The following is a 25265-nucleotide window of genomic DNA, read 5'->3' as shown; positions in this document are numbered from 1 at the left end:
CGTTCGGCTCAGTCGAGCAGTCGATCGCCCCGGACAACGTCGGCCGCGGCGGCTAGGTGGTCGGGTAACACGCGGCCGAAGAGCTGCCGAGTACGCTCCACCGTGCCGACCATGCCGGGGCGATCGGTGTAGGCGAAGATTGCCGAATGGCGCTCGCGCGCACCACTGACAGGTGAGACGCGATGCAACGAGAAGCGACCGCGGAACAGCTGCAAGTCGCCAGGGCGCAGTTCGAGCCGCTGGACGAAGCGCTTACCGGACCCGGTCAGCACCGCCCGCACGTCGTCGAGGTGCTCCGCCTCGGGTGTGCGGATATTGGGGCAGTATTCGAAGACGCCACCGCTGTCCGCCAGTTGGGTCAGCATGGAGACGGTGAATTCGTTGGTGTCGAAATGCCAGGGATGCGACATGCCCGGCGCGACGACGTTGAGGCACAGTCCCGCGAGGGGATCGGCGAACTCGTGCAGTTCGGACAGGCCGAAGCACTCGGCGACGAACTGCTGGAACAGTTCGTCGGTGTAGAGGCGGTGGATCAGCGCGTCTGCCGGGATGCGGTCGCGTGGGACGAAGGCGTTGCCGCGCTCGAGCACGATACGGCCCGGATGATCCTGCGGCAGGTCGGCATCCAGCGGAATGTTGTACGCGTTGACCTGTTCGACCTCGTAGTAGGCGTGCGGGGCCATCTGCTCCCCCTGTGCCCGCAGGGTGTCGGTCAACTCCGGCCGGATGAAACCGCGCAGCACGGTGCAGCCAGTGTCCGCCAGGTCCGCGTGGGCGCGGCGTACCACGGCGCGCAGGCCGGGACCCTCCGGATCCGCGAGGGGATACCGCGCGCTATCTACGATCTCGTCGAGTACGCCCAACGCTGCCATGGCGTCATTTTCGTGCAGCGCCCGCCGACACGCCCGAGATTCGGCGAGATTGCCGGTGATCACTCTCACACGTATGATCTGCACGCACTCCCGTTGCGGCACAGCAACTCTCGGTGTATGTCAAGATCGGCAGCGAGGCCGGGGAGCGATCATAGCAGTGGCTCAAACGCGCACGCGTAGTGCCTTTTCGAGATCGGCGACGGTCAACCCGACCAGCGAGTCCCGGAACACTCTCCCGCGTGCCGATGGCACCGGAATCTCGCACGGAACCACCATCAGGGCGCAACCCGCGGCTTGCGCCGCGCGCGCACCGGTGGGCGAATCCTCCACCGCCACACAGTGCCTCGGGTCCAGTCCGAGCAACTCGGCGGCGCGCAGGTAGACATCCGGCTCCGGTTTGCCGTGCGCCACCTCGTCGCCACAGACCGAGACGTCGAAGAAGTCGCGGCCGAGGGTGTCGAGCCCGAATTCCGTAAGCGACCGCTTGGTATTGGTGACCAGCGCGCTGCGCAGACCGGCGGCACGGACCACGGCCAGCGCGTCCTTCGCGCCGGGCCGCCACGGGATGGGGCCGGTCATCAGTTCGGTCACCCGCCGCTCCAGGAACTCCCCCGCCGCCCGCAGCGACGCCGGGGTCGGCTCGATGCCCAGGCCGGTGAACATGATCCGCAGGGCATTCGGGCCGGACGCGCCGATCAGTGCGTGCCGGATCGCGTCGGTCATCTCGTGGCCGTGTTCGCGTGCCAGTTCACGCACCGCGATATCCCAGAGCTTTTCCGAATCGAGCAGCGTGCCGTCCATGTCCCAGAGCACTCCGGCCAATCGCGCTGTCACGTTCGGTGTCTCTCCTCGGTCTCGTCGATCAGGTGCCCGATGCGGCGATCTGCAGCTTGGCACTGTCCCCGGCGACCTCGATCCATCGGTTCTCCGAGGTCGTCGTGCCGTTCTTCAGGGTATAGGTCAGCGCGACCACCGCCCGATTCGCGCCGTTCTGCGTGACCGGGCCCACGCGGATCGATCGGATCGTGCCCCAGAAGTTCGCATAGGAGTCGTAGCCGGTCTGCGCCTGATAGCCGGGCGACAGCTGGGTCCAGGCGCCGGACACATTGCCGGGCAGCATGCCGTAGTAGCCCTGGATGAAGGAGGCGATCCGGTCGGGCGTCGGCGGGCCGGACTGGGTGGCCGTTCCGGTGGAGGTCGGGCCCGTCGTGCTCGACGCGGCGGGCGGCGTCGTCGTGATCTGGGACGACGGAGTCGGCGTGGGTGAAGCGGAACTCGGTCCCGGGGTGGGCGTCGCAGGGGGCGTAGTCGCCGGTGCCGGCGGGGGCGGCGGGGCAGCCGCGGAGGTCGTCGGTGCCGGTGCAGGGCCGGGCGCGGGTGTGTGTCCGGACGTGGGAGTAACTGCGGCGGGGGCCGGGGCCTGGGCCGGGCCTTGCGCCGGGGCCTGTTGCGGGACCGGTCCGGCCGCATCGGCGGGCGATGGCGAATTCTCCGCCGCCGCACCAGGAGGCACGACCGAGGAGTTCGGTGTGGCGCCATCTCCATCGCGTTCCCCGGTGGTCAGCGTCGCGACGATTCCGGCCAGGATCAGTAGCCCCACCACCGCCGCTGCGGCCAAGACCAGCATCCGACTGCGATCGGGTCCGACCAGAACGCCCGGCAATGTCGCGGCCACGCGGCCCCGCAGCGGGATCGGAGGGCGCTGGACGGCAGCCGGCTGTGGCGCGTTCGGACCCATCACCGCGGCGGGTACGACCGCGGTGGCGCCGGTATCACTCGACTTCCCGGTCGACGCGGTCATGGTCCGTTGCGGCAGCACAGTGGTCGCGTCCGGTGCGGGTAGCACCGTGGTCACCGGTGCGGACAGCACCGGATCCCGGCCCGCGGCAACGGCTTCCAGCGCCTCCTTGGCCTCGTGCATGGTCGGCCGGGCATCGGTGGTCGGAGCGAGCAAACGCAGCAGCACCGGAGCGAGCGGTCCCGCCGACTGGGGCGGCGGGATCTCGGCACTGGCCACCGCGTGCAGCAGGGCGAGCGGGTTGTCGCTCTCGCCGAACGGCGGGCTGCCCTGGACCGCCGTGTACAGCGTCGAGCCGAGCGCGAAGACATCGGAGGCCGGTTCCGGATCCTCGCCGCGCGCCACCTCCGGCGCCAGGTACGCGGGTGTCCCGGCCAGGAAACCCGTGGCCGTGACCGTCACGTCGCCGACCGCGCGGGAGATGCCGAAATCGGTGATCTTCACCGTGCCGTCGTCGGCGACCAGCAGGTTGGCCGGTTTGACGTCGCGGTGCGTGATGCCCGCGTCATGCGCGGCGGCAAGAGCGCTCGCGGCCTGTGCGCCGATCTTGGCGACCTCCAGCGGATCCAGAGTGCGGTTGCCCGACAGCTTGGCCGCCAGGCTCGGCGCGTCCAGGTACTCCATGACCAGCCAGGGCTGGCCGTCCTCCTCGGCGACATCGAAGACGGTGATGGCGTTCGGATGGTGCAGCCGCGCCGCGATCCGGCCCTCGCGCATGGCGCGCCGCTTCGCCTCCAGCGCCGCCGATCCGGTCAGTCCGGGACCGAGCAGCACCTGTTTGACCGCGACGGTACGCTGCAACCGCACGTCGGTCGCTCGCCACACCACACCCATGGCGCCGGTGCCGATCGGATCCGTGAGCCGGTATCGTCCCGCGATCAATCGATCCGCCGTCATCGTGGTGTGCCTCTCCTACTTACGTGCCGAGCTGTTCACACTCCACGCGCAAGCCCGGACAATCTCCGAAAGACATACGCGCCGAGGTGTTTTTGCACCACCGAGCAGAGACGCGAACGCATCCGCCGACTGCTCCGGATGCAGTTACAACGCCATCGACAATGGCACATCCCCCCGACAGACATCCACCTGCCCGCGCCGGGATGGGCGATCGCCCAGGTAGACACCGCGCGCCCGCACCCGGCGACGCGCCGTCCGGTGCGCGGATCCGCGCGAGACACGACATCCGGCCAGGTAGCAAAGGCCCTCGGCGCGACCGACTTCCGCGACGGCAGGCGTCGCGCACCGTGCGCCGCTGACCGCCTCGAGACGGCCCGGCGGCGTGTCGTGGATGCTGCCGGTCAGCGGCTCGAACCGAGTTGAGCGCTTCGCAGACCTCACGCCGGGGATCGAACCGGGTCGACCGGGATACGGTACGCCGGTCGGTGTCGAAGGGCCTGCCGCGCAGCCATCCGGTCCGCCCTTGGGGCGGCGCGCAGCAGGCGCATTCGACAACGGGTCAGGCGTTGAAGTACTTCGCCTCCGGGTGCAGGAGAACGAAGGCGTCGGTGGACTGCTCCGGATGCAGTTGCAGCTCTTCGGAGAGTACGACGCCGATGCGGTCGGCCTCGAGCAGGTCGACCAGTTTGGCGCGGTCTTCCAGGTCGGGGCAGGCGCCGTAGCCGAAGGAGTAGCGGGCGCCGCGGTAGCCGAGTTTGAAGTACTCCTGCACGTCGGCCGGATCGGAGTCGGCGACCGCATGGCCTTCGAGGACGAGTTCCTCGCGGACGCGGCGGTGCCAGTACTCGGCAAGCGCCTCGGTGAGCTGGACGCCGATGCCGTGCACCTCGAGATAGTCGCGGTAGTTGTCGCCCGCGAACAGCTCGTTGGCGAAATCGGCGATCGGTTGGCCCATGGTGACCAGCTGGAACGGCATGACGTCCACCTGGCCGGTCTCCCTGGCGCGGGCCCGCGACCGGATGAAGTCGGCGATGCACAGGAACCGGTCGCGCTGCTGGCGCGGGAAGGTGAACCGATAGCGTTCCGGCGCATCGGGATCCGGTCCGGTGAGCACGATGACCTCGTCGCCCTCGGACACCGCGGGGAAATACCCGTACACCACGGCGGCGTGCTGCAACACGCCTTCGGTGCTCAGCCGGTCCAGCCAGGCGCGCAGGCGCGGCCTGCCCTCGGTGGCCACCAGCTCCTCGTAGCCGGGCCCGTCACCGCCGCGCTGCCCGCGCAGACCCCACTGCCCGAGGAACAGCGCCCGCTCGTCGAGCAGACCCGAGTACTCGTGCAGCGCGAGACCTTTCACCACGCGCGTGCCCCAGAACGGCGGCACCGGAACCGGCAGGTCCGCCGCGACGTCGGAGCGCTCGGGCACCACGACGGGCACCTCGGCCGCCCTGCGTTCCGCGGCGATCCGCTTGGACCGCTCGTGGCGCGCCTTGCGCTCGGCGGCCTTCTCCCGCTCGGCGATGGCCTCCGGGCTGTCCGGGTCGGCACCGCCACCGCGCTTGCGGGTCATGATGTCGTCCATCAGCCGCAGACCCTCGAACGCGTCGCGCGCGTAGTGCACGTCGCCCTCGTACACCTCGGTGAGGTCGTGCTCCACATACGAGCGGGTGAGCGCCGCACCGCCGAGCAACACGGGGAACTGCTCGGCCACACCTTTGGCGTTGAGCTCCTCGAGGTTTTCCTTCATCACCACGGTCGACTTCACCAGCAGGCCGGACATGCCGATGACGTCGGCCTTCTTGTCCACCGCCGCGTCGAGGATGGTGGCAATCGGCTGCTTGATGCCGAGGTTGACCACCTCGTAGCCGTTATTGGACAGGATGATGTCGACCAGGTTCTTGCCGATGTCGTGCACGTCGCCCTTGACGGTGGCCAGCACGATGCGGCCCTTGCCGCTGTCGTCGGTGGCCTCCATGTGCGGTTCCAGGTACGCGACGGCGGCCTTCATCACCTCGGCGGACTGCAGCACGAACGGCAGCTGCATCTGACCGGAGCCGAATAGCTCGCCGACCGTCTTCATCCCCGCCAGCAGGGTCTCGTTGATGATCTGCAGCGGCGGCACCTCGGTCATGGCCGCATCCAGATCGGCATCCATCCCCGCCCGCTCGCCGTCGACGATGCGCCGCTCCAGCCGCTCGAACAGCGGAAGCGCGGCCAACTCCTCGGCACGCGACGCCTTCGACGACGAGGTGGACACGCCTTCGAACAGCTCCATCAGCTTCTGCAGCGGGTCGTAGTCCTCGGTGCGGCGGTCGTACACCAGATCCAGCGCGGCCTCGCGCTGTTCGTCCGGAATGCGGCTGATCGGCAGGATCTTGGAGGCGTGCACGATGGCGGAATCCAAACCGGCCTCGACGCATTCGTGCATGAACACCGAGTTGAGCACCTGCCGGGCCGCCGGGTTCAGACCGAAGGAGATGTTGGACAGTCCCAGCGTGGTCTGCACCCGCGGGTGGCGGCGCTTCAGTTCACGGATGGCCTCGATGGTCTCCAGGCCGTCCCGGCGTGACTCCTCCTGGCCGGTGCCGAGGGTGAAGGTGAGCGTGTCGATGATGATGGCGCTCTCCGATAGACCCCAGTTGCCGGTGATGTCGGCGATCAGCCGCTCGGCGATCTCCACCTTCGTCGCCGCGGTGCGGGCCTGGCCCTCCTCGTCGATGGTCAGCGCGACCACCGCGGCGCCGTGCTCGGCGACCAGCCGCATGGTCTGCTGGAAGCGCGAATCCGGGCCGTCGCCGTCCTCGTAGTTCACCGAGTTCACCGCACACCGCCCGCCGAGATGCTCCAGCCCGGCCTGCAACACCGGGGTCTCGGTGGAATCGAGCATGATCGGCAGAGTCGAGGCGGTGGCGAGCCGGCCGGCCAGCTCCGCCATGTCCTGGCTACCGTCGCGGCCCACGTAGTCGACGCACAGGTCGAGCATGTGCGCGCCATCGCGGGTCTGGTCCTTGGCGATGTCCAGGCACTTCTGCCAGTCGCCTGCCAGCATGGCTTCGCGGAATGCCTTGGAGCCGTTGGCGTTCGTGCGCTCGCCGATCATCATGATGGAGGCGTCCTGCTCGAACGGCACCGCCGTGTACATGCTGGACACGCTCGGCTCGTGCACCGGCTCGCGGCGCTCGGCGATCGGCGGCAGGGCCGGCTCGACCTCCCGCACCGCGGCGGTGACCTGACGGATGTGCTCGGGGGTGGTGCCGCAGCAGCCGCCGACCAGCGCCAGCCCGAACTCGGTGACGAACCCGCGCAGCGCGACCGCCAGCTCTTCGGGGGTGAGCGGGTACACCGCGCCGCCTGCGCCGAGCACCGGGAGTCCGGCGTTCGGCATCACCGAGACCGGTACCCGCGCGTGCCGGGAAAGATGCCGCAGATGCTCGCTCATCTCGTCCGGACCGGTCGCGCAGTTCAGGCCGATCATGTCGATGCCGAGCGGCTCGAGCGCCGTGAGCGCGGCCCCGATCTCGCTGCCGACCAGCATGGTGCCGGTGGTCTCCACGGTGACGTGCGTGATGATCGGGATCCGGCGGCCGAGCCGCGCCATCGCCCGCTTGCTGCCGGTCACCGCCGCCTTTACTTGCAGCAGGTCCTGGCAGGTCTCGATGAGGATGGCGTCGGCGCCGCCGTCGAGCATGCCGAGCGCGGCCTCGGCGTAGGCGTCGCGCAGCGCGGCGAACGCGGCGTGGCCCAGCGTCGGCAGCTTGGTGCCCGGCCCCATCGAACCGAGCACATACCGCGGCGTACCGTCGGAGGACGGGCCCATCTCGTCGGCGACGTCGCGGGCCAGCCGGGTGCCGCGCTCGGACAGGTCGCGGATCCGGTCGGCGATGTCGTAGTCGGCGAGGTTGGGTAGGTTGCAGCCGAAGGTGTTGGTCTCGACCGCGTCGGCGCCCGCCTCGAAGTACGCGCGGTGGATGTCGCGCAGCACGTCCGGCCGGGTGTCGTTGAGGATCTCGTTACAGCCCTCCAGCCCGCGGAAATCGTCCAGGGTCAGATCGGCGGCCTGCAGCATCGTGCCCATCGCCCCGTCAGCGATGACGACACGACGGCGCAGCGTGTCGAGTAGCGTGGTGTCGAACTCGGCGGGGATGGACGCAGACATGCGCTCCAGCGTAGTGGGCGGGGCTGACGATCCAGCCCACCACGTCGAGGCTCGGTGTCCTGCACCACACCGTTCATGCAGCTGCAGGACATCACTTGGTCACCCTTCATCGTGTCCTGCGGCCCACCACTCGGCCGTGCGGCAGGACACCGCCTGCTCGGCGACAGCCGCGGGAAACACATCACCCGATCCGACCGGCATACAACACGCCACATCGACTCACGCCGTAGGCTGACCGAGTGAACGCCAGTGAAACTCCCGATACGGAACTGCCGACGTTGCGGGATCCGGTGCTGGTCGCGGCCTTCGAAGGCTGGAACGACGCCGGGGACGCGGCCAGCGGCGCCGTCGAGCATCTGGAACTGATCTGGGACGCCGAGCCGTTGGCCGAACTCGACTCCGAGGACTATTACGACTATCAGGTCAACCGTCCGACAGTGCGCCAGGTGGACGGTGTGACCAGGGAAATCCAGTGGCCGTCGACGATGCTGTCGGTCTGCTCTCCGCCGGGCAGCGACCGCGACGTGGTGCTGCTGCGCGGTATCGAACCGAATATGCGCTGGCGCAGCTTCTGCGGCGACCTGCTGCAGTTCATCGAACAGCTCGGGGTGCAGACGGTCGTCATCCTGGGCGCATTGCTCGCCGACACCCCGCACACCAGACCGGTCCCGGTGACCGGCTCGGCCTACAGCAAGGAGGCGGCCGAGCGGTTCAATCTGGAGCAGACCCGCTACGAGGGTCCGACCGGGATCACCGGCGTGCTGCAGGACCAGTGTGTGAAGGCGGGGGTGCCCGCGGTGTCGTTCTGGGCCGCCGTTCCGCACTATGTCTCCCAGCCGCCGAACCCGAAGGCGACCATCGCGCTGCTGCACCGAGTCGAGGACGTGCTCGACATCGAGGTCCCGCTGGGCGAGCTGCCCAAACAGGCGGAGGACTGGGAGACCGCGGTGAACGAGATGACCGTGGGCGACGACGAGATCAGCGAGTACGTACGTTCGCTGGAGGAGCGTGGCGACGCCGCGGCCGACGTGAACGAGGCGATGGCCAAGATCGACGGCGACGCCATCGCGGCCGAATTCGAGAAGTACCTGCGCAGGCGGGGTCCGGGCAGCTTCGGGCTCTGAATTCGTTCGCGGCGGCGACTTCGGCCCACGCAGCCCGCGCCCGGATCTCACCTGCCTGCTGAGCGCGTCGGGGGTTCCACCGGGTCGCCGTCGCCGGTCCGGCTCGCGGCGGCGAACCTGCGAGCCAACGCCGCGGCCATCGCCGAGTATTCGGCGATCGGCCCGGACGACTGTGCGGCTACCGCGTTGCCGATGTTCTACTGCTATGGGCTCTCGGTAGTGCACAGCCATCTGTTCCGCGGTGGGCGCTTACTCCTCAGCGACCGGTCGGTATCGGACGCGGAGTTCCGGCACGTGTTCCGGAACTGTCGGGCAACCTCTTTCGTCGCGGTTCCTAAACCTCGATCCCGTGGGTGGACCGCACACAACGGGCGAACCATTCTGATTCGCGATGACGCTCGTCGCGGTGAGCCTCGTGTTCCGATACCAGGCGTTCGGTCTGTATCCGGCGAAGGACGTCCCCTTCTCACCACTGGCGGCGTGGCTCTTCGCGCTCGGCTGGGTGGCGGCGAAGGAGTTCCGCGTGGCGGCGGGTAACAGTCGGTGCCGTCGTACTGATCACGGTGCCCGGATATTTCGGCGTTCCCGATCGGGAAAGGCTGGTCATGGCGGGCTTGCTCGCATTGGCATGGTTGGGCGCGATCCGGGTTCCCGCCGTCGTCGCGGCCTGCGCCGCTGTGCTGGCTGATAGCTCGCTGTTCGCGTATCTGCCGCACTGGCAGGTGTATCCGCTGTTCGGCGGCCACCATCTCGCGGCGCTGCTTGGGCCTCTCGCAGCGGGCGTCGCCCTGGCCAACATGGTGGCGATGCTCGAGGCGATGGGGATCGAGGAGATTTCGGGCAATCCGGTCGAGCCGGTCAGCTCTCTATGGTCCAGACCCGAGCCGCCGCCTCCTGGGCCAGTCTCGCGATCAGGATGTCGCGCGGAATCGTCTGACCGGCAAAGTGATCGAGTGAGGGAACCACCACATGGTGCGCGTCGGCGCGCTTGAGTTCCGCCGTGAGCTCCGCCAAAGCCGTCCCGTCACCCCCGGTCGATTCATGGAACGTTGCGGCGAAGCAGAGTCCTTCTTCGCGAGCGAGGCTGCTCATCGCCGCCTCGAGCTCTTTGCTGTGGCCATCGGCCAGATCGTCACGCAAGTATCCATAGATCAACGCTTCCACCCGAACCTCCGTTGGATTGGGATCGCTGTTCTCTGAAGTGGATCCACCCGTTCTACGGGGTTACTGCGCTTCATGCAAGAGCAGATGTACTTGCAGTTGCTCTGGTAAGGATGCCTGGCAAACTTCCCGCGCTCATGTCCAGCATGCACCATGCGGCAGCGCGAATGGAGCTGTCAACCCCATGACATCTGTATGCCCTATCGGGGACACCAAACGTTAACTGGTGCGATACTACAGACGTGGCCGCTACTGACGATCGACCCGTCTGGGCTGTCCGGATGCGTTCCGAACGCGACGTGCGGGGGTGGTCTCAAGCCGACGCCGTTCGCGCGATGCGCGGGAAGTCATCGCACAACCTGCCGACGGACAGCACCCTCCTACGCAACTGGCGCCGTTGGGAATCGGGCGAATCACGCCCGGACGACTTCTACGCCCCCATCATCGCCGCCACCTTCGACACGGTGACCGCGGCGTTCTTTCCCAAGGCCAGACCGAACCGGGACGACGAATTACTCTCCGCGACGGGCATGGACACGCTCGAGTTCCTCGGCAGACTCCGGATATCCGACGTGTCCTCGGTGACGCTGGAGGCCGTCCGGATCACCGCCGAGCGCCTGTGCTGCGAGTACTCCTACGCCGACCCGCACGACCTGCACGCCGAAGGCACCGCGTGGCTACGCAGGATCACCTCGTTGCTGGACGGTCGCCTGACACTGGCTCAGCATCGCGAAATCCTCGTCCTCGCCGGATGGGTCGCCCTCCTGGTCGGATGCGTCGACTACGACCTGGGCAGGCGCACCGCCGCCGAGGCCACCCGCCGCGCCGCCCACTCGCTGGGACAGGAGGCCGACAGCGTCGAGATCACCGCGTGGGCAGCGGAAATGGCCGCGTGGTTCGCGCTGACCCAGGGCAACTACCGTGGCGTGATCGAGATGGTGCAGCCGACGCTCGCAGTAAGCCAGGACCTGCGCGTCGGCGTGCAACTGGCCGCCCAGCGTGCCAAAGCCTGGGCCAGGCTGGGCAACCCACGCGAGGTGGACGCCGCACTCGCGGAGGGGCGGGCAATCCTGGAGCGACTCGATCATCCGGCGAATCTGGACAACCACTTCGTCATCGACGAGCACAAGTTCGACTTCTATGCGATGGACTGCTGCCGGGTCGCGGGTGAGGATCGGCTCGCCGAATCCTACGCCCGCGAAGTGATCCGGACCGCAACCCGGCCAGATGGCACGGTGCGCAACCCGATGCGCATCTCCGAGGCGCACCTGACGCTGGCCGTGGTCGCGGTCCGCCATCGTGATCTGGAACTGGCGGTGGCCGAGGGTATGCGCGCGTTCGCGGGTAGGCGACGCTCGCTGCCGTCGCTGATGTGGATCGCGGGCGAAGTCGCGCGCGAGATCATCGAGCGCTATCCCGGCGATCCGCGCACCCGCGCGTATCTGGACCAGTTGCGCTCGCTGTCCGTCGGGTGAGCCGACCTGCGGCACAGCCTCGGCGAACGCGGGCGAACCGGACGCGGCCACGCCGAACAGCGGAACATCGTGCAGGCGGCGACCGGCCCGCTACTACCCTGTTCCCGGTGACCGACTCCGATGACGGCTGCGCCGATGCCCACTGGGACGATCGGCTGCGGCTGTTCTCCTTCGCCACCGCCGAGCGGCGCGCGGACTACCTCTGGGTGCTGCGCGCCTTCGACAGCGCGCGGGCGGCGTACGTGGTACTGCTGCACGCGGACGACGTCGCCGAGTGGATCGAGCGCAACCGGATTACGCTCCGCACCCCCGATCTGGACTATCCGAACCAACCGGTCGCTACTCCAGCGCGGGTCGACCGTGCTGCGGAACGGCGAACTCGTCCAGCCGATCCGCACGTCACGAGACAACAGGAGCCGGAAACTCCTGCACCGGACCACTCCCCGGCCGGTGAATCCAACGCGACAGCACCGCCCCTGACCGCCGCCGAGATCGGCCCTCTGCTCGATCAGCTACACCGGTGGGGCGTGCTGGAACGCAGTTACGACGGAACCCGTGCCGCGACGCTGGCCGAGTATCGCAACCGCCACTACGTGTACCAGTTCTCCCAGGCGGGATTTCAGGCGTACCGGGCGGTCGCCGACGTGCTCGGCGCCCGCCTCGACGAGGCCTCGCTGTCGCGTCTGGTGCTGCCGGAGCTGCTGGCCGATCTGCATACGCTCGCCGAGGCGAACCGGGCATGCGACGCCGAACGGGTCTACCGCACACTGCGCCGCCTCGACGCCGCGCTGTCGGACCTGGCAGCACGTGCCGCGCACTTCTATCTCGGACTCGGCGATCTGGTCCGCACCACCGAGATCACCCCGGAATCGTTTCTCGCGCACAAAGACGCGCTGCTGGCGCACATGCGGGAGTTCAGCCTCGACTTGGCCAGATTCACCCCGCGCCTGGCAGCGGCGATCGCGGAGATCGAGGAGACCGGCGTCGAGGAGCTGATCGCTCGCGCGGCGCGCTGTGACGAGCGAGTGCTGCTGAGCGTCGCCGAACGCCAGTCGGATTGGCAGGCCAGATGGGACGGACTGCGGATCTGGTTCGTCGCGTCCGGAAGCGGCGAGTCGGCGGGGCCGACGGAAGCCGAGCGGCTGCGCGAGGCCACCATGAGCGCCATCGCCGCGGTGCTCTCGCTGCTGCGACGGGTCACCGAGACGCGGCGGGGCGGGGTGAGCCGGGAATCGGCGCTGCGGCATCTCGCCGCCTGGTTCACCGCGGCGCCGACCACAGACGGCGCGCACGCGCTCTTCGACGCGGTATTCGGGCTCGGCAAGCCGCGGCACCTGGCGATGGAGCACCCGGACGCCGACGTGATTCCGGCGATGCGATCGTGGTGGGACGCGCCGCCATTGGAGATCTCGCGCACGCTCGCCGAGACCGGGCGCCCGCCGTCAGCGGGCGCGCCCGCCCGCATCCATCGCAACGACGCCGGCATCCGGCGGCTGCGCGAGGCCCAGTTGGACGCGCAGCGGGCTCGCGCCGAGGCCGCCCGGTCGCTGGCCTCCGGTGACCTGCACGAGCGGGTTCTGGACGAACGGGAAACCGAAGTGCTGCTGCGCCTGTTGGACGCCGCGTCCACCGCCTGGGTTCCGGTGCGCGGCACGGTGGCGGGCACCACCGGTTCGGACAGCGGCGTCACGCTGACGGTGTCCGAGCACCATGGCTCGACCGTCGTGCGCACCACGCGCGGGCTGCTGCACTTGAACAACCGGGCACTGAAGATCGAACAGACAATTAGGACGCGGTCGCGCACTTCCGGGGAGCGTGGCTGATGCACGGACGCACCATCGACGCACTCACGCTGGACAACTATCAGCGCGCCGCCCGCGTCGTCCTGGCCAATCATCTGGTGACCCGAACCTATCCGGACCGGATCGCGCTGCCGCTGATCCGCCGATGGGCCACTGAGCTCCGCGACGATCTCGCCGAACTGTTCGGCTACCGGCTGGAAGTCACCGAAACCACCGCGCGGGTGTTCCCCGTGCTGGACCGCCTCGACGCGGGCAGACCTGCGCGCACGCCGGCCGAGCGCGTCTTCGACCGCCGACGCTACGCCTACCTCGCCTTGGCGCTCGCCGCGCTGGGACGCGCGGGCGATCAGATCACGCTGTCCGAGCTGGCCGATCAGGTCGCCGCCTATGCGGGCCGGGTGGACGGCCTCGAGCTGTCCACGGACCGGGCCTCCGATCGCGACGCGTTCGTCGACGCGGTCGGCTGGCTGACCGTGCGCGGTGCGCTCACCTTGGCCGACGGCGACGCGGGCGGGTGGGCCAGCGATCCGGAGGCCGGTGAGGCGCTCTACGACATCGACCGACCGGTGGTCTTCGCGCTGTTCCGGCCGCCGCGGGCACTGCAGCATCTGTACAGTGTGCGCGGGTTGTTCGCCGAAGAGGCCACCGCCACCGGCGTTTCCGCGCATGCCCCGACCGCTGCCGAGGTCGCGCGCCGGGTCCGCAGGGCGCTGGTCGAACGACCGGTGGTCTACACCGACGATCTCGCGCCCGAAGAACGTCCCGCGCTCGCGCAGGAGCGGATCGTCGCGGATGTCGAGTTGTTCACCGGCCTGCGGGCCGAGCGCCGCGCCGAAGGTGTCGCGCTGATCGACACCTCCGGACGGCTGTCGGACACCCGTTTTCCCGGGACCGGCACACTCGCCCAGGTCGCTCTGCTGCTGGCGGGCGAGATCGCCGACCGCGTGCTCGACATCGACCACCCGCTGCCGCGCCGCGGCGGCGCACCTGACCCGGGCGCGGCGCTCGCCGAGCAACTCGACGCGGCCATCCCGGAATCCACCCTGTTCACTCCGCTGGCCCAGCCGCGCTCGCCGGGTTCGCCTGCGGACGAGCCCGGTTCGCCGGACATCGAGCCGGAGCAGGAGGACGGACTGGTGGCGAGCGCCTACCCCCTTGTCGACTCGGCGTGGCTGCGCGAGACGATGCAGGCGCTCACCGATCGCTACGGCGCCACCTTCGCCGCGCAGTGGCAGGCCGACGTCCCCCGTCTCACCACGGAAGTGGTGGCGCTGCTGGAGCGGCTGCGGCTGGTCCGGGCGGTGGACGACGGACTGCTCGTGCTCCCCGCGCTGGCCCGCTACCGCGGGGCGGTCGTGACGGTGCGCACGAAGCGGGCCGCGGAACTGTTCGTGACGGCGGCCGACACCTACGGGCCCGACGGCACCGGGACGGAAGGGAACTGACGGATGTCGCTCATTCACGGCGGAGTGCGGTTCACTCCGACCCGCGCCGGGATCGTCAACCTCTGGGACTACCGCGACCAGGAATTCTGTTTCGCCGACGGCAGATTGGTCCTGCGAGGTCCGAACGGGTCCGGCAAGACCAAGGCGCTGGAGGTCCTGTTCCCGTTCGTGCTCGACGGCCGGATCGAGCCGCGCAGGCTCAACCCGTTCGCCGGCGAGGAACGCACGATGAAGTCGAACCTGCTCTACCGCAAGCAGGACTCCGCCTACTCCTACGTCTGGATGGAGTTCGCGCGCGGTCGCTGGGACGACGCCGAAGTGGTCACGGTCGGCATCGGCATGCGCGCTACGCGTTCCTCGGACAAGGTGACCCGTTGGTACTTCGTCGCCGACGGCCGCGTCGGCGTGGACTTCTCGCTGATCGGTCCGGACGACCGTCCGTTCACCCGCAAACAGCTCGCCGAACAGATCGGCACCGACTCGATCGTCGACCGCCCGGTGGACTACCGCAACGCCATCGACGCGCGCATGTTCGGCCTCGGCGCGCAGCGCTACGACCAGCTGATCAACCTGATTCTCACGCTGCGCCGCCCGCAGCTGGCGAAGAACCTGGATCCGCGCGGCCTGTCCCAGGCGCTCACCGACGGCCTGCGCCCACTCGACGAGCATCTGATCCTGGACGCCGCCCGGTCGTTCAGCGATATGGAGGAGGTGGCCCGCACCCTGGACGGGTTGGTCCATGCGGACACCGCGACGCGGGCCTTTGTCGAGGTCTACCGGAAATACCTTGCGGTCCAGGCGAAGACGGACGTTGACCAGGTACGGACCCGGCTCGACGCGGTCGCGCACGCGAGCACCGCGCTGTTCGCCGCGACCGAGCTGCGCCGGCGCAGGGAGACCGAGCGCGCCGCTGCCGAGACCCGTGCGGAGGATGCCGACCGCGCCTACGAGCAGGCCCTCGCCTATCGGGAAAACCTGCGGCGTTCCAGCGCTTACGAGGGCAAGCAGCAGCTCGACGACCTGGCCGACGCCGTACGTCGGCTGGAGACCTCGGCGGGCGTGCACGCCGACAAGGCGCTCAAAGCGCGGCAGACCCTGGACCAGCGCGCCGCGGAGGCGGAACGCGCGCGCACCGCGGTCCGCGCGGCCGCCGCCGCGCTCGCCCGCGGCGAGGACGACCTGCGCAGCGGCGCCGAGGACGCGGGCATCGGGTGGACGCCGCTGCCCGAGAACGCACGGGCCGAACAGCTCACCGCGGCTGTGCGTGGCCACGCCGAGGAGCGCGACGCCGACGTGCGGGCGGTCCGCAAGACACTGGGTGCGGTAGACACCGCTGCGGCCGAACGCGCCAGGGCCGAGCGGCTCGCCGAACGCGCCAGGGAACTGCGTGACGCGGCCGCCGCCGAGGCCGCGCACGCGGAGGCGACGGTCGCGTTGGCCCGTACCGAGGCCGCCGGCGCGCTGCGCGGGTGGTGGGAGGAGCACCGAGAGGTCTACTCCCCGGTCCGCACCGGTCTGTTCGAGGCACTGAACGCCGCGGTGGCCGAGGCCGGTTCGGATGCCGCCACGGTCGCCGAAGTGCTGACGGAGCGGGCCGAGCCCCTGCTCGACGAGATCCGCGGCCGCCGCCAGGAGGCCCGTGCGCGGGCGGCGACGGCGGCCGCGCGAATCTTTGAGCTGACCGCCGAACGCGAACGGATCGCGGGCCAACGTGACGACGCGCCACCGGTATCGGCGGCTAGGTCCGGCCGCACCGGCGATCGGCCCGGCGCCGCGCTGTGGCGTCTGGTGCGCTTCGCCGACGGCGTGTCGCCCGAGACCGCGGCGAGTATCGAGGCCGCGTTGGACGCCGCGAACCTGCTCGACGGCTGGGTCTGTCCCGAGGGCGAGCTGCCATCGGACTACGAGTCGGATCAGTTCCTGGTGCCGCTGCCTGCCGCGGACCGGCCGACCGGCCGCACCCTCGCCGACGTGCTTGTCGTGGAGGATGATTCGGACATGCTCACCCGGCCCGGGCAGACCGTGGCCGACGTGCTCGCCTCCATCGCCCTGCACGACGGCGCGGACGAACCGAGTGGAACGGTGACGATCGAGACGAACGGTGGATTCCGCCACGGCGTGCGCGTCGGCAGGCATCGGAAGGCCGACGCGGAATACATCGGCGCCACCGCCCGGGCCAAGCGCCGCGCGCTCCGCTCGGCCGAGCTGACCGCGGCCATCGCCGCCGCGGAGGAGGACCGGCACGCCGCCGAGCAGCAGGAAACGGACGCCACCGCCGGACTCGCGCGAATCTCCGCTGCCGCCAAAGCGCTTCCGCGTCCGACCGCGGTGAGCACGGCATTGCGCGCGGTGGCCGAGGCCGCGGGCGTGATGCGGTCCCGCGCCGAAGCCGCCGCCCACGCCGAGCGCGAGCTCGACCAGGCGATCGCGGATTTGTCCGCCGCGGAGAAGAAGCTGCGTGCCGCCGCGGCGGCACATCGCACCCCCCGCACGGGGCGCGAGATCGACGCCCTCGCCGCCGCCATCCGGCACTTCGAGAACACCGGGACCGGACTGCTGCGGCTACGTGGCGACCACGAGCGGGAACGCGAGCGCGAGCGGGAAGCCGAGGACCGCTTGGCCGAAGCCGCCGACCTGGCCGAGGCGTTCGCGGAGGAAGCGGAGGCCGCGCAAGCCGGCTACCAGGAGCAGGTGCGGAAGCTGGAGACCCTGCGCGAGGCGCTCGGCGCAGGCGCGGCCGACATCGATCGCGAGCTGGAGCAGGCCAGGCAGCGGATCGAAGCGACCAAGGCCGAGCAGAAGTCCGCGCGCAAGGCCGCCAACGAGGCCATCGAGGCGGTCGGCGACGCCGAGGCCGCCTACCGCACCGCGCACGAATCGCTCGCCACCGCGCTCACCGAGGTCATCGCCGAGGTGAAATCCCTTGCGCCGTATGCCCAGCCGGATCTGCTCATCCTGCTCGGCGCACCGGCCGGCGGACGCTGGCCGAGCAGCGACGCCGCGTGGTCGACGCCCGAGCAACTGCTGTACCGGATCTCGACAGCGGGACCGCACGCGCAGCCGCGGGTGCTGCCCGACGACGTCGCCGAGCTGTTCGATGGCCTCGCGGCCGCCACCGCCTCGGTACGGGCGAGCGAGGCGACCCGAAAGTCCACCCGCAGTGCGGTGACCGCGGCGCTGCAGGAGTTCGACGCCGCGCTCGCCGGTTCCGGCCGCGACTATCGGCTCCAGTGGGACGCGGCCGACGGCCTCACCGTCGTGCAGGTGCAGGACGAGCACGGCGTCGGCCCGCTCGCCGAGTTCGCCGCCCGCGTCGACGCCGCTCGCCGCGACCAAGAGTTGCTGCTCACCGACGCCGAGCGGCGCATCCTGGAGGACGCGCTGCTGACCGGACTGGCCCAGCAGATCCACGAACGCACCAGCGACGCGCGCGATCTCATCGCCAGGATGGGCGCGGAGATGAAGCAACGGCGGATGTCCTCGGGCAACACCATCGGCGTGCACTGGCTGCTCGCCGACAACCTGTCCGACGCGGCCCGGGCCATGTGCAAGCTGCTCGACCGGGACGCCTCGGCCCTGACGGCGGAGGATCTGGCGGCGATTCGCGCACATTTCGCCACCGAGATCCGCGCGGCGCGGGCCGCGCACCCGGAACGCTCCTATCCCGAGATCCTCGCCACCACCCTGGACTACCGCGGCTGGCGGGTGTTCTCCTTCACCCTGATCTCCGCCGACGGCGGCGAGGACAAGCTCACCGTGGCCAGGCACAGCGCGCTGTCGGGTGGTGAGCAGTCGGTGTCGCTGCACCTACCGCTGTTCGCCGCGGCGCACGTCATGCTCGACTCGGCCGACCCGCAGGCGCCGCGCCTGCTCGCGCTGGACGAAGCGTTCGCCGGCGTGGACGACAACGGCCGCAGCGAGTTGCTCGGGCTGAGTGTGCAATTCGACCTCGACCTGTTCATGACCGGCTACGACCTGTGGATCACCTATCCGCATGTTCCGGCCTGCGCGCACTACGACCTGGCACACGCGGCCGCCGAGAACACCGTCAGTGCGACGCTGCTGGTATGGGACAGCGGCGAACTGCTCGCCGAACACGATGGAACCGATCTCACCGCCGCGCTCGGCTCCCCCGATCGCCGACGAGTTCCCACCACTATCGAGGGCGGACTCGAACTCGCGCCCGTGACCTAGCGGTCCGGCACCGCGAAGCTTCGTCCGAACGGGGTGCGAGTACGAGGTCGACGGACGACCCGTGTACCGGTGCGGCTAACGGGCGCTCGCGTCCGGCTTCATCGGCGGGCAGCTCGCGCCCGGCAGGGTGGCCAGTTCGAAATGCCACCACTCGTTCTCGAATATCCGGCACAACCCCCATCGGTAGCCGTTCGCCTCCAGCCACTGCGCGCCCCGCCAGGGCCCGACGTCGATCGCCTGCCCGGAGACATGCGTGGACTCCTCCGGCGGCAGCACCCAGCGACGCGCACCGTCCGGGCCATAGGTCGCCACACCGTCCTCCCACAGTGCCTGCTGCTCGGCGGGCGTGCGGTATCCGGAGGTGATGGACAGCGGCACACCCTGCGCGTGCGCCTCACGTTCGGCGAGCGTGTACGCCAGCGCCGATGCGGGCTCGAGCCCGTCGGTCCCGGTCGCCGATCCCACCGACTCCCGCTGATCGACGATGCGCAGGTCGGCCCGCGCCTGACCCGCCAGCACGCCGGTCGCCACCAGCGCGGGCAGCACCGCCACCGATAGCCGCGCCAGTACTCGACTTCGCTCACGATTCCGAAGCACCATGCGCCGATGCTATCGTCCGCGGTCGCCTATGCCGGATATGCCCCGGTTCGCCGGGATATGGAACGTCGCCGTCCACACGGAGCGTCCCCCGACCGAGCGGTGGTACGTCCCATGGCGCGCGCTGGTCGAGGCACAGCCCGCGCACCGCGCAGCGGCTCGGTGCGCCGGATCAATCCCCGAAGGAGCCTGTGGACAACATTTAGCGAATTCCACAGCGGACAGCACTACTTCACATGATAGCGATCAGGTATGTCCGATATGTGCCCAATTATCCTCAGGTAGCAAACATTTCGTTCACCTGGAAGGCCGTCTGTCCACAATCTATTCTAGTGTTGTGGATCACAGTGAAGTGGTTGTTGCTACCGCACCCTAATTGTCGGAATCCGCAGCACTTCTGGACCGATGGACACACCATGGGGTGATCACGTCCTAGACAAATCGGGCCATGCCCGAACGTTTTTCCACGCATCGAGGCATTTCGTTCGACCCGAATTTCACACTCCGTCCCCAACCCGGCATCGGATTCGGCACTGCCCGACGATTCCTGGACCGAAGCCGCGACGGGTGCGCACCCGGACGAAATCCGTTGCTTCCCAACGAGCACGAAGGACAACGGGTCCGACGCACAGCGGACGGCTACCGGAGTGCGCCGGTGAGCCGTCCGCGAGTCGAACGAGTCTGTGGACAGAAGGTGAGATTCTCCACATTTTGCTCCACAGTATGTGAAGAGCTACCGCACCGGACAATCCGGCCGAATCAGGTAGTCGGCGGACCGTCCAGTACGCTCGGCCGTATCGTCGGCGCGGTAACTCGCCGTCGGCCGCGGCGAATTCCTTCCATCGCTTGCCTATTACGTCCGATTCGCTCCAGGATCTCGCCGCCGTGCGACCGGGCGTAGGCGAGCGCGATCCTGATCTTGCTCGTCTGCAGATCCGTCTTCGCGCTGAGCACCGCGATGCGGTGTTCCACCGGGCCGTCCAACTCCCGTAGGCGCGCAACAACTTCCCAGATGTCGGGTCCGGCGGCCAGACCCGCGCGACGATCGTGCAGCGGACCGCGGAAGACGATCCCGGGATGGTCGAGTTGATCGACGCCCTCCCGGATCAGCCGATCGAGCAGGACGGCGCATGTGGTTCCCTCGCGCGCGGCGCGATCGGCCAACCGGCGCGCGGCCGATTCCGAGACGCACAGAGACGTCGGCTCCTGCCTGGCTGCCCTCCTGGATGTACTCATTGCCACTCCTCGACCCGCATCGGTACCGGAATCAACGACGTACTTCGCTAAGGGTGCCCTGTGCGACGGCGAGGCCACCCCGGCGATCGGGGGGACATCGTCGTGTCCGCGGGCTGCCATCCGCGGGCCGGACGGTGGCTCAGACGCGCTCTTTGGAGCGGGTGCGCACGCGCAGCGCGATCGGCTTCTGCGTTTCGGCGAAGAAGTCGTTGCCCTTGTCGTCGACAACGATGAACGCGGGAAAGTCCTCGACCTCGATCTTCCACACCGCTTCCATGCCCAACTCGGGATACTCCAGCACCTCGACCGACTTGATGCAGTCCAGCGCGAGCCGCGCGGCGGGACCGCCGATGGAGCCGAGGTAGAAGCCTCCGTGTTCCTTGCACGCCTTGGTCACCTGCGCGGACCGATTGCCCTTGGCCAGCATGACGAACGAGCCGCCCGCGGCTTGGAACTGGTCGACGTAGGAGTCCATCCGGCCCGCGGTGGTCGGGCCGAATGAACCGGACGCGTAGCCTTCCGGCGTCTTGGCCGGGCCCGCGTAGTAGACGGCCATATCGCGCAGGTAATCCGGCATCGGCTCGCCCGCGTCGAGGCGCTCCTTGATCTTGGCGTGCGCGATGTCGCGCGCGACCACCAGCGGCCCGGTCAGCGAAAGCCGGGTCTTGACCGGGTATTTCGACAATTCGGCGCGGATCTCGTCCATCGGCCGGTTCAGGTCGACGCGCACCACGTCGCCGCCGAGGATGGTGTCGGTCTGCTCGGGCAGGTACTGCGCGGGCTCGCGCTCGAGCTGCTCCAGGAACACGCCTTCGGCGGTGATCTCGGCCAGCGCCTGCCGGTCCGCCGAGCAGGACACCGCGATGGCCACCGGACAGCTGGCGCCGTGCCGCGGCAGACGCACCACCCGCACGTCGTGGCAGAAGTACTTGCCGCCGAATTGCGCGCCGATGCCGAAGGACTGGGTCAGCTTGAAGACCTCTTCCTCCAGTTCCAGGTCGCGGAAGGCGTGCGCGGACAGTGACCCCTCGGTGGGCAAATTGTCCAGGTAGTGAGCGGACGCGTATTTCGCCGTCTTCAAAGCGAACTCGGCGCTGGTGCCGCCGATGACGACCGCGAGGTGATAGGGCGGGCAGGCCGCGGTGCCGAGCGACCGGATCTTCTCATCCAGGAACTCCAGCATCCGCGTGGGGTTCAGGATCGCCTTGGTCTCCTGGTAGAGGAAGGACTTGTTCGCCGACCCGCCGCCCTTGGCCATGAACAGGAACTTGTAGGACGGGTGCGCCGGATCGCCCGCCGTGGAGTAGAGCTCGACCTGCGCGGGCAGGTTGGAACCGGTGTTCTTCTCCTCCCACATGGTGATCGGCGCGAGCTGCGAGTAGCGCAGGTTCAGCTTGGTGTAGGCGTCGAACACGCCCCGGCTGATCCATTCCGCGTCATCGGCGCCGGTGAGGACACCCTCGGACTTCTTGCCCATGACGATCGCGGTGCCGGTGTCCTGGCACATCGGCAGGATGCCGCCCGCGGAGATGTTCACGTTCTTGAGCAGATCCAGCGCGACGAAGCGGTCGTTGCCGCTGGACTCCGGGTCGTCGATGATCTTGCGCAGCTGCCCGAGGTGCGCCGGACGCAGGAAGTGGCTGATGTCGTGCATCGCCGTCTCGGTGAGCAGCCGTAGCGCCTCCGGCTCGACCTGCAGGAACATGCGCCCGTTGTGCTCGAACGTGCTGACACCCTCGGTGGTGAGCAACCGGAAGGGGGTGTCGCCCGCGCCGATCGGCAGCAGGTCTGAATAGCGGAAGTCCGGCGCGGTCACCAGTCGCACTCCTTCGGATGGGCCCGGGCGCCATGAGCTGCCGGGCTGGTCACGAGCACAGCGAGCCTAGCCACCACCCTGCGCCGCACCGATGGTAAGGCAACCCTATCTCGGACAGTTGGCCAAGAAAGGTTGCACGTTCAACCCCGGTGATGCTACCTCTCATCTCTGAGAAAGCGTTCGGGCGTCCGATCGTCCGGCCGCGCGCAGACTGTTCCCGCGGCGACGCGGAGCGGTATTTGTGATCACGTCAGAGTTTGGAGCGCTATCGTGACCGATCCCCATTGGCTAGATGAGGTCGAGATGCGCGCCTGGGTAGGTTTCGTGCGCACCCGCGACCTCATCGCCGCGGCGGTCGGGCGGGATTCCACCAGGGAGTCCAACCTCACCTATGTCGAGTACTCGGTACTGGCCTATCTGGCCGACGCCCCGGATCACGTGCTCACCTTTGCCGCTCTCGCGGCCAAACTCGAGTGGTCGCAGAGCAGGCTCTCCCACCAGATCACCCGAATGGAGAAGCGCGGGCTGGTCTCGCGCGAGCCGATCCCCGACGATGCCCGCCGCACCGCCGCGCAGCTCACCCCGCGCGGCGCCGAGGTGCTGACCGGCGCCGCGCCCGCCCACGTGCAGAGCGTGCGCAGGCACATGATCGACGTTCTCGATCGCCGGCAACTGGCCGCTCTGGCCGATATCTATGACACGCTGCTCACGCATCATCGGCGATCGGCGGCCGAGAGCTGACCTCAGGCGGGCGTGGCCGCCCCCGCACGATCGGCCGGAGTACTTGCCGCAGCGTCCGTTTCGGGCACCCCGAGCGCGCGCTCGAAACCCGCGGGCACCACCACGTCCGAGCGGTCCAGATCCGTGACGCGAGTCTTGCGCAGCCCCAGCAGCGCCGAATCTATGCCGCCGCGCAGGATGTCCAGCACGTTCTCCACGCCGGCCTGCCCGTTCGCGGCCAGCCCCCACAGGTAGGCGCGCCCGATCATGACCGCCCGCGCTCCCAGTGCCACCGCTTTCACCACGTCGCTGCCGCGCCGGATGCCGCCGTCGAGCACCACTTCGATCTGCGAGCCCACCGCCTCGGCGATCACCGGCAGCGCCCGGATCGCGGCCGGCGTGCCGTCGAGGTTGTTGCCGCCGTGGTTGGACACCGAGATCGCGGCGACGCCCGCGTCGACCGCACGGTGCGCGTCGTCGACCCGCATCACGCCTTTCAGCATGACCGGCCCGTCCCAGTGCTCGCAGATCCACCGCACGTCCGCCCAGTCCGGTGCGGGCGTGCCCATCCACTCGCCGTAGGCGCCGAAGAAGCCCGGCGCCGGTCCATCGCCGACGGCCATGTTCGGCGCGGTCAGATCGGGAATGTGGCCCGACCGCGCATATGTGGCCAGCCACTTCGGCCGCGCCAGGGTCTGCGGCGCGAACTTCAGCATCGTGCGCAGATCGAGCTTCTCCGGAATGACCGGGCTGCCCCAGTCCCGCCCGTGCGAGAACGACCAGTCCAGTGTCAGGATCAACCCGACCGCGCCCGCCTTCTTCGCCCGGTTCATCCGCTGCAGGATCTCGTCCTTGCCGCCGCACCAATACAGCTGGAAGAACGTGGCCGGGTTGGCCGCGACGACCTCTTCGATCGGCTTGCTGGCGAACGAGCTCAGCCCCATCGCGATACCCCGCGCGGCCGCCGCGCGAGCGACGGCGACCTCACCCTCCGGGTGCACCGCCTGAACGCCGGTCGGCGAGATCAGCACCGGCATCGAAAGCTGTTGGCCCAGTACGGTCGTCGACTGATCGCGGTCGCCGATCCGCCCCGCCACGTGCGGCGCGAAACCGAGTTCGGTGAACGCCGTCTGATTGTCCTCGATGGTCTGGCCGCGCTCGGAGCCTGCGATCAGCGCGCCGTAGACGGACTTGGGGAGTCGTTTCTTCGCCCGCCGCTGCGCTTCGGCGACGGTCTCGAACCAGGTATTCATGTTCCGGTCCTTTCCGGGGAGTTCTCCGGCCACCAGAGCCGGGTTCGGTGCAGCAGGTCGGTGTCCAGCTGATCGAGCAGAGCGGCGCCTTCGGCGGCGGTCGCGCCCGCCGGGTCGCCGAGTACGCCGTTGGCGCTCACCGCGCGTACACCGTGGGCACGCAGCAACGGCAGCAGCTCGGCCCGCGGACGGGTGTCCCCGGCCGCGGCCCGGTCGTCACGCACCCGGCCCGGCGCGAGCGCCAGCTGGAGCGCGGTCTCCGACCGCCCGGCGTGCAGATCGCCGTCGAAACGCGGCAGGTAGACGCGCACGTCACGGGATTCGGCGCGCAGCAGGTCCTTCGCCCGGCGCAGCGGTTCGACGTTGCCGCCGTGCCAGTTCACCAGCAGGATGCGATCGAAAGTGTCGGTCGCCGAGCGGCACAGCTCGACCACCAGCAGCTCGAGCGCGGCCTGTCCGATGGACAGCGTGCCGGGAAAACCCGCGTGCTCACCGCTGGCGCCGTACGGAATCGCCGGTCCGACGAGCACATCGGGCCGTGCGGCGGCCAGCCGGGCACACAGCGCCGCGGCGACGTCGGTGTCGGTGGACAGCGGCAGATGCGGGCCGTGCTGCTCGCTCGCCCCGACCGCGACGGTGAGGATCGCACCCGCGGCGGCTCGCTCGCCCGCCTCCGGCCAGGTCAGATCCGCCAACATGTCGCGAGATTATCGTCAGTC

17 protein-coding genes and 1 pseudogene are annotated in these 25265 nt (G+C 69.1%); 8 read left to right on the top strand and 10 right to left on the bottom strand.

The genetic code is table 11. The annotated features are described in order from the left end of the window. Positions 1-8 precede the first annotated feature (8 nt). From OHA40_RS28795 to metH, 4 genes are all read right to left on the bottom strand, one after another. Positions 9-872, bottom strand: coding sequence for a HalD/BesD family halogenase (locus OHA40_RS28795; RefSeq protein WP_330229977.1), 864 nt, complete (start codon positions 870-872; stop codon positions 9-11). A 162-nt stretch (positions 873-1034) separates the two neighbouring features. Then, positions 1035-1673 (bottom strand): HAD family hydrolase, encoded by a 639-nt coding sequence (locus tag OHA40_RS28790; RefSeq protein ID WP_330234422.1) that lies wholly within the window; start codon positions 1671-1673, stop codon positions 1035-1037. A gap of 61 nt (positions 1674-1734) precedes the next feature. Continuing rightward, positions 1735-3567, bottom strand: a complete 1833-nt coding sequence (locus OHA40_RS28785; RefSeq protein WP_330229976.1) for a protein kinase domain-containing protein — start codon at positions 3565-3567, stop codon at positions 1735-1737. A 559-nt stretch (positions 3568-4126) separates the two neighbouring features. Beyond that, entirely contained in the window at positions 4127-7723 is a 3597-nt protein-coding gene (gene metH, locus OHA40_RS28780) for a methionine synthase (RefSeq protein WP_330229975.1), read from the bottom strand. 239 nt (positions 7724-7962) lie between these two features. Between metH and OHA40_RS28775 the strand changes: the two genes are divergently transcribed. The 3 genes and pseudogenes from OHA40_RS28775 to OHA40_RS28765 all read left to right on the top strand — a co-directional run bounded on the left by OHA40_RS28775 (position 7963) and on the right by OHA40_RS28765 (position 9535). After that, positions 7963-8847 carry a PAC2 family protein gene (locus tag OHA40_RS28775; RefSeq protein ID WP_330229974.1) on the top strand — a complete coding sequence of 295 codons (885 nt, stop codon included), beginning with the start codon at positions 7963-7965 and terminating at the stop codon, positions 8845-8847. Beyond that, a pseudogene (locus OHA40_RS28770) lies at positions 8848-9126 on the top strand (hypothetical protein); the annotation flags it as partial. It lies immediately after the preceding gene. A gap of 112 nt (positions 9127-9238) precedes the next feature. Then, positions 9239-9535 (top strand): hypothetical protein, encoded by a 297-nt coding sequence (locus tag OHA40_RS28765; RefSeq protein ID WP_330229973.1) that lies wholly within the window; start codon positions 9239-9241, stop codon positions 9533-9535. A gap of 170 nt (positions 9536-9705) precedes the next feature. Here the strand turns inward: OHA40_RS28765 and OHA40_RS28760 are convergent, their stop codons facing one another. After that, positions 9706-10011 (bottom strand): hypothetical protein, encoded by a 306-nt coding sequence (locus tag OHA40_RS28760; RefSeq protein ID WP_330229972.1) that lies wholly within the window; start codon positions 10009-10011, stop codon positions 9706-9708. Positions 10012-10289: 278 nt separating this feature from the next. Here OHA40_RS28760 and OHA40_RS28755 point away from each other — a divergent pair, with 278 nt between their 5' ends. From OHA40_RS28755 to OHA40_RS28740, 4 genes are all read left to right on the top strand, one after another. After that, a complete protein-coding gene (locus OHA40_RS28755) occupies positions 10290-11483 on the top strand; it encodes an XRE family transcriptional regulator (protein WP_330229971.1) in 1194 nt (397 codons plus the stop codon). Positions 11484-11590: 107 nt separating this feature from the next. Beyond that, on the top strand, positions 11591-13306 hold the full coding sequence (locus OHA40_RS28750) for a TIGR02677 family protein (RefSeq protein ID WP_330229970.1): 1716 nt from the start codon (positions 11591-11593) through the stop codon (positions 13304-13306). Next, the gene (locus OHA40_RS28745) at positions 13306-14730 is read left to right on the top strand and encodes a TIGR02678 family protein (protein WP_330229969.1); all 1425 of its coding nucleotides are present in this window, start codon (positions 13306-13308) and stop codon (positions 14728-14730) included. Before OHA40_RS28750 ends, OHA40_RS28745 begins: the two co-directional genes overlap by 1 nt. Before the next feature lie 3 nt (positions 14731-14733). Then, a complete protein-coding gene (locus OHA40_RS28740; protein WP_330229968.1) occupies positions 14734-18924 on the top strand; it encodes a TIGR02680 family protein in 4191 nt (1396 codons plus the stop codon). Positions 18925-18999: 75 nt separating this feature from the next. Here OHA40_RS28740 and OHA40_RS28735 read toward each other — a convergent pair whose 3' ends face one another. The 3 genes from OHA40_RS28735 to OHA40_RS28725 form a co-directional block, all read right to left on the bottom strand. Further along, positions 19000-19524 carry a M15 family metallopeptidase gene (locus OHA40_RS28735; RefSeq protein ID WP_330229967.1) on the bottom strand — a complete coding sequence of 175 codons (525 nt, stop codon included), beginning with the start codon at positions 19522-19524 and terminating at the stop codon, positions 19000-19002. Between the two features lie 756 nt (positions 19525-20280). After that, entirely contained in the window at positions 20281-20757 is a 477-nt protein-coding gene (locus OHA40_RS28730; RefSeq protein WP_330229966.1) for a hypothetical protein, read from the bottom strand. Between the two features lie 139 nt (positions 20758-20896). Beyond that, complete coding sequence (locus OHA40_RS28725; protein WP_330229965.1) at positions 20897-22573, bottom strand: fumarate hydratase; 1677 nt, start codon at positions 22571-22573, stop codon at positions 20897-20899. A gap of 270 nt (positions 22574-22843) precedes the next feature. Between OHA40_RS28725 and OHA40_RS28720 the strand changes: the two genes are divergently transcribed. Next, entirely contained in the window at positions 22844-23314 is a 471-nt protein-coding gene (locus tag OHA40_RS28720; protein ID WP_330229964.1) for a MarR family winged helix-turn-helix transcriptional regulator, read from the top strand. A 2-nt stretch (positions 23315-23316) separates the two neighbouring features. On the opposite strand, the gene mftD is transcribed toward OHA40_RS28720, so the two are convergent. Together mftD and mftE are read right to left on the bottom strand one after the other, a co-directional pair. Beyond that, on the bottom strand, positions 23317-24546 hold the full coding sequence (gene mftD, locus OHA40_RS28715; RefSeq protein ID WP_330229963.1) for a pre-mycofactocin synthase MftD: 1230 nt from the start codon (positions 24544-24546) through the stop codon (positions 23317-23319). After that, positions 24543-25244: a mycofactocin biosynthesis peptidyl-dipeptidase MftE gene (gene mftE / locus OHA40_RS28710; RefSeq protein WP_330229962.1), complete on the bottom strand. Its 702-nt coding sequence runs from the start codon at positions 25242-25244 to the stop codon at positions 24543-24545. Before mftE ends, mftD begins: the two co-directional genes overlap by 4 nt. Positions 25245-25265: the final 21 nt, after the last annotated feature.

Origin of the sequence: Nocardia sp. NBC_00508 (genome assembly GCF_036346875.1) — a bacterium.
Classification (GTDB): domain Bacteria; phylum Actinomycetota; class Actinomycetes; order Mycobacteriales; family Mycobacteriaceae; genus Nocardia.
The sequence above is the reverse complement of the archived record's forward strand: the minus strand, read 5'-3'. Positions and strand labels throughout refer to the sequence as shown.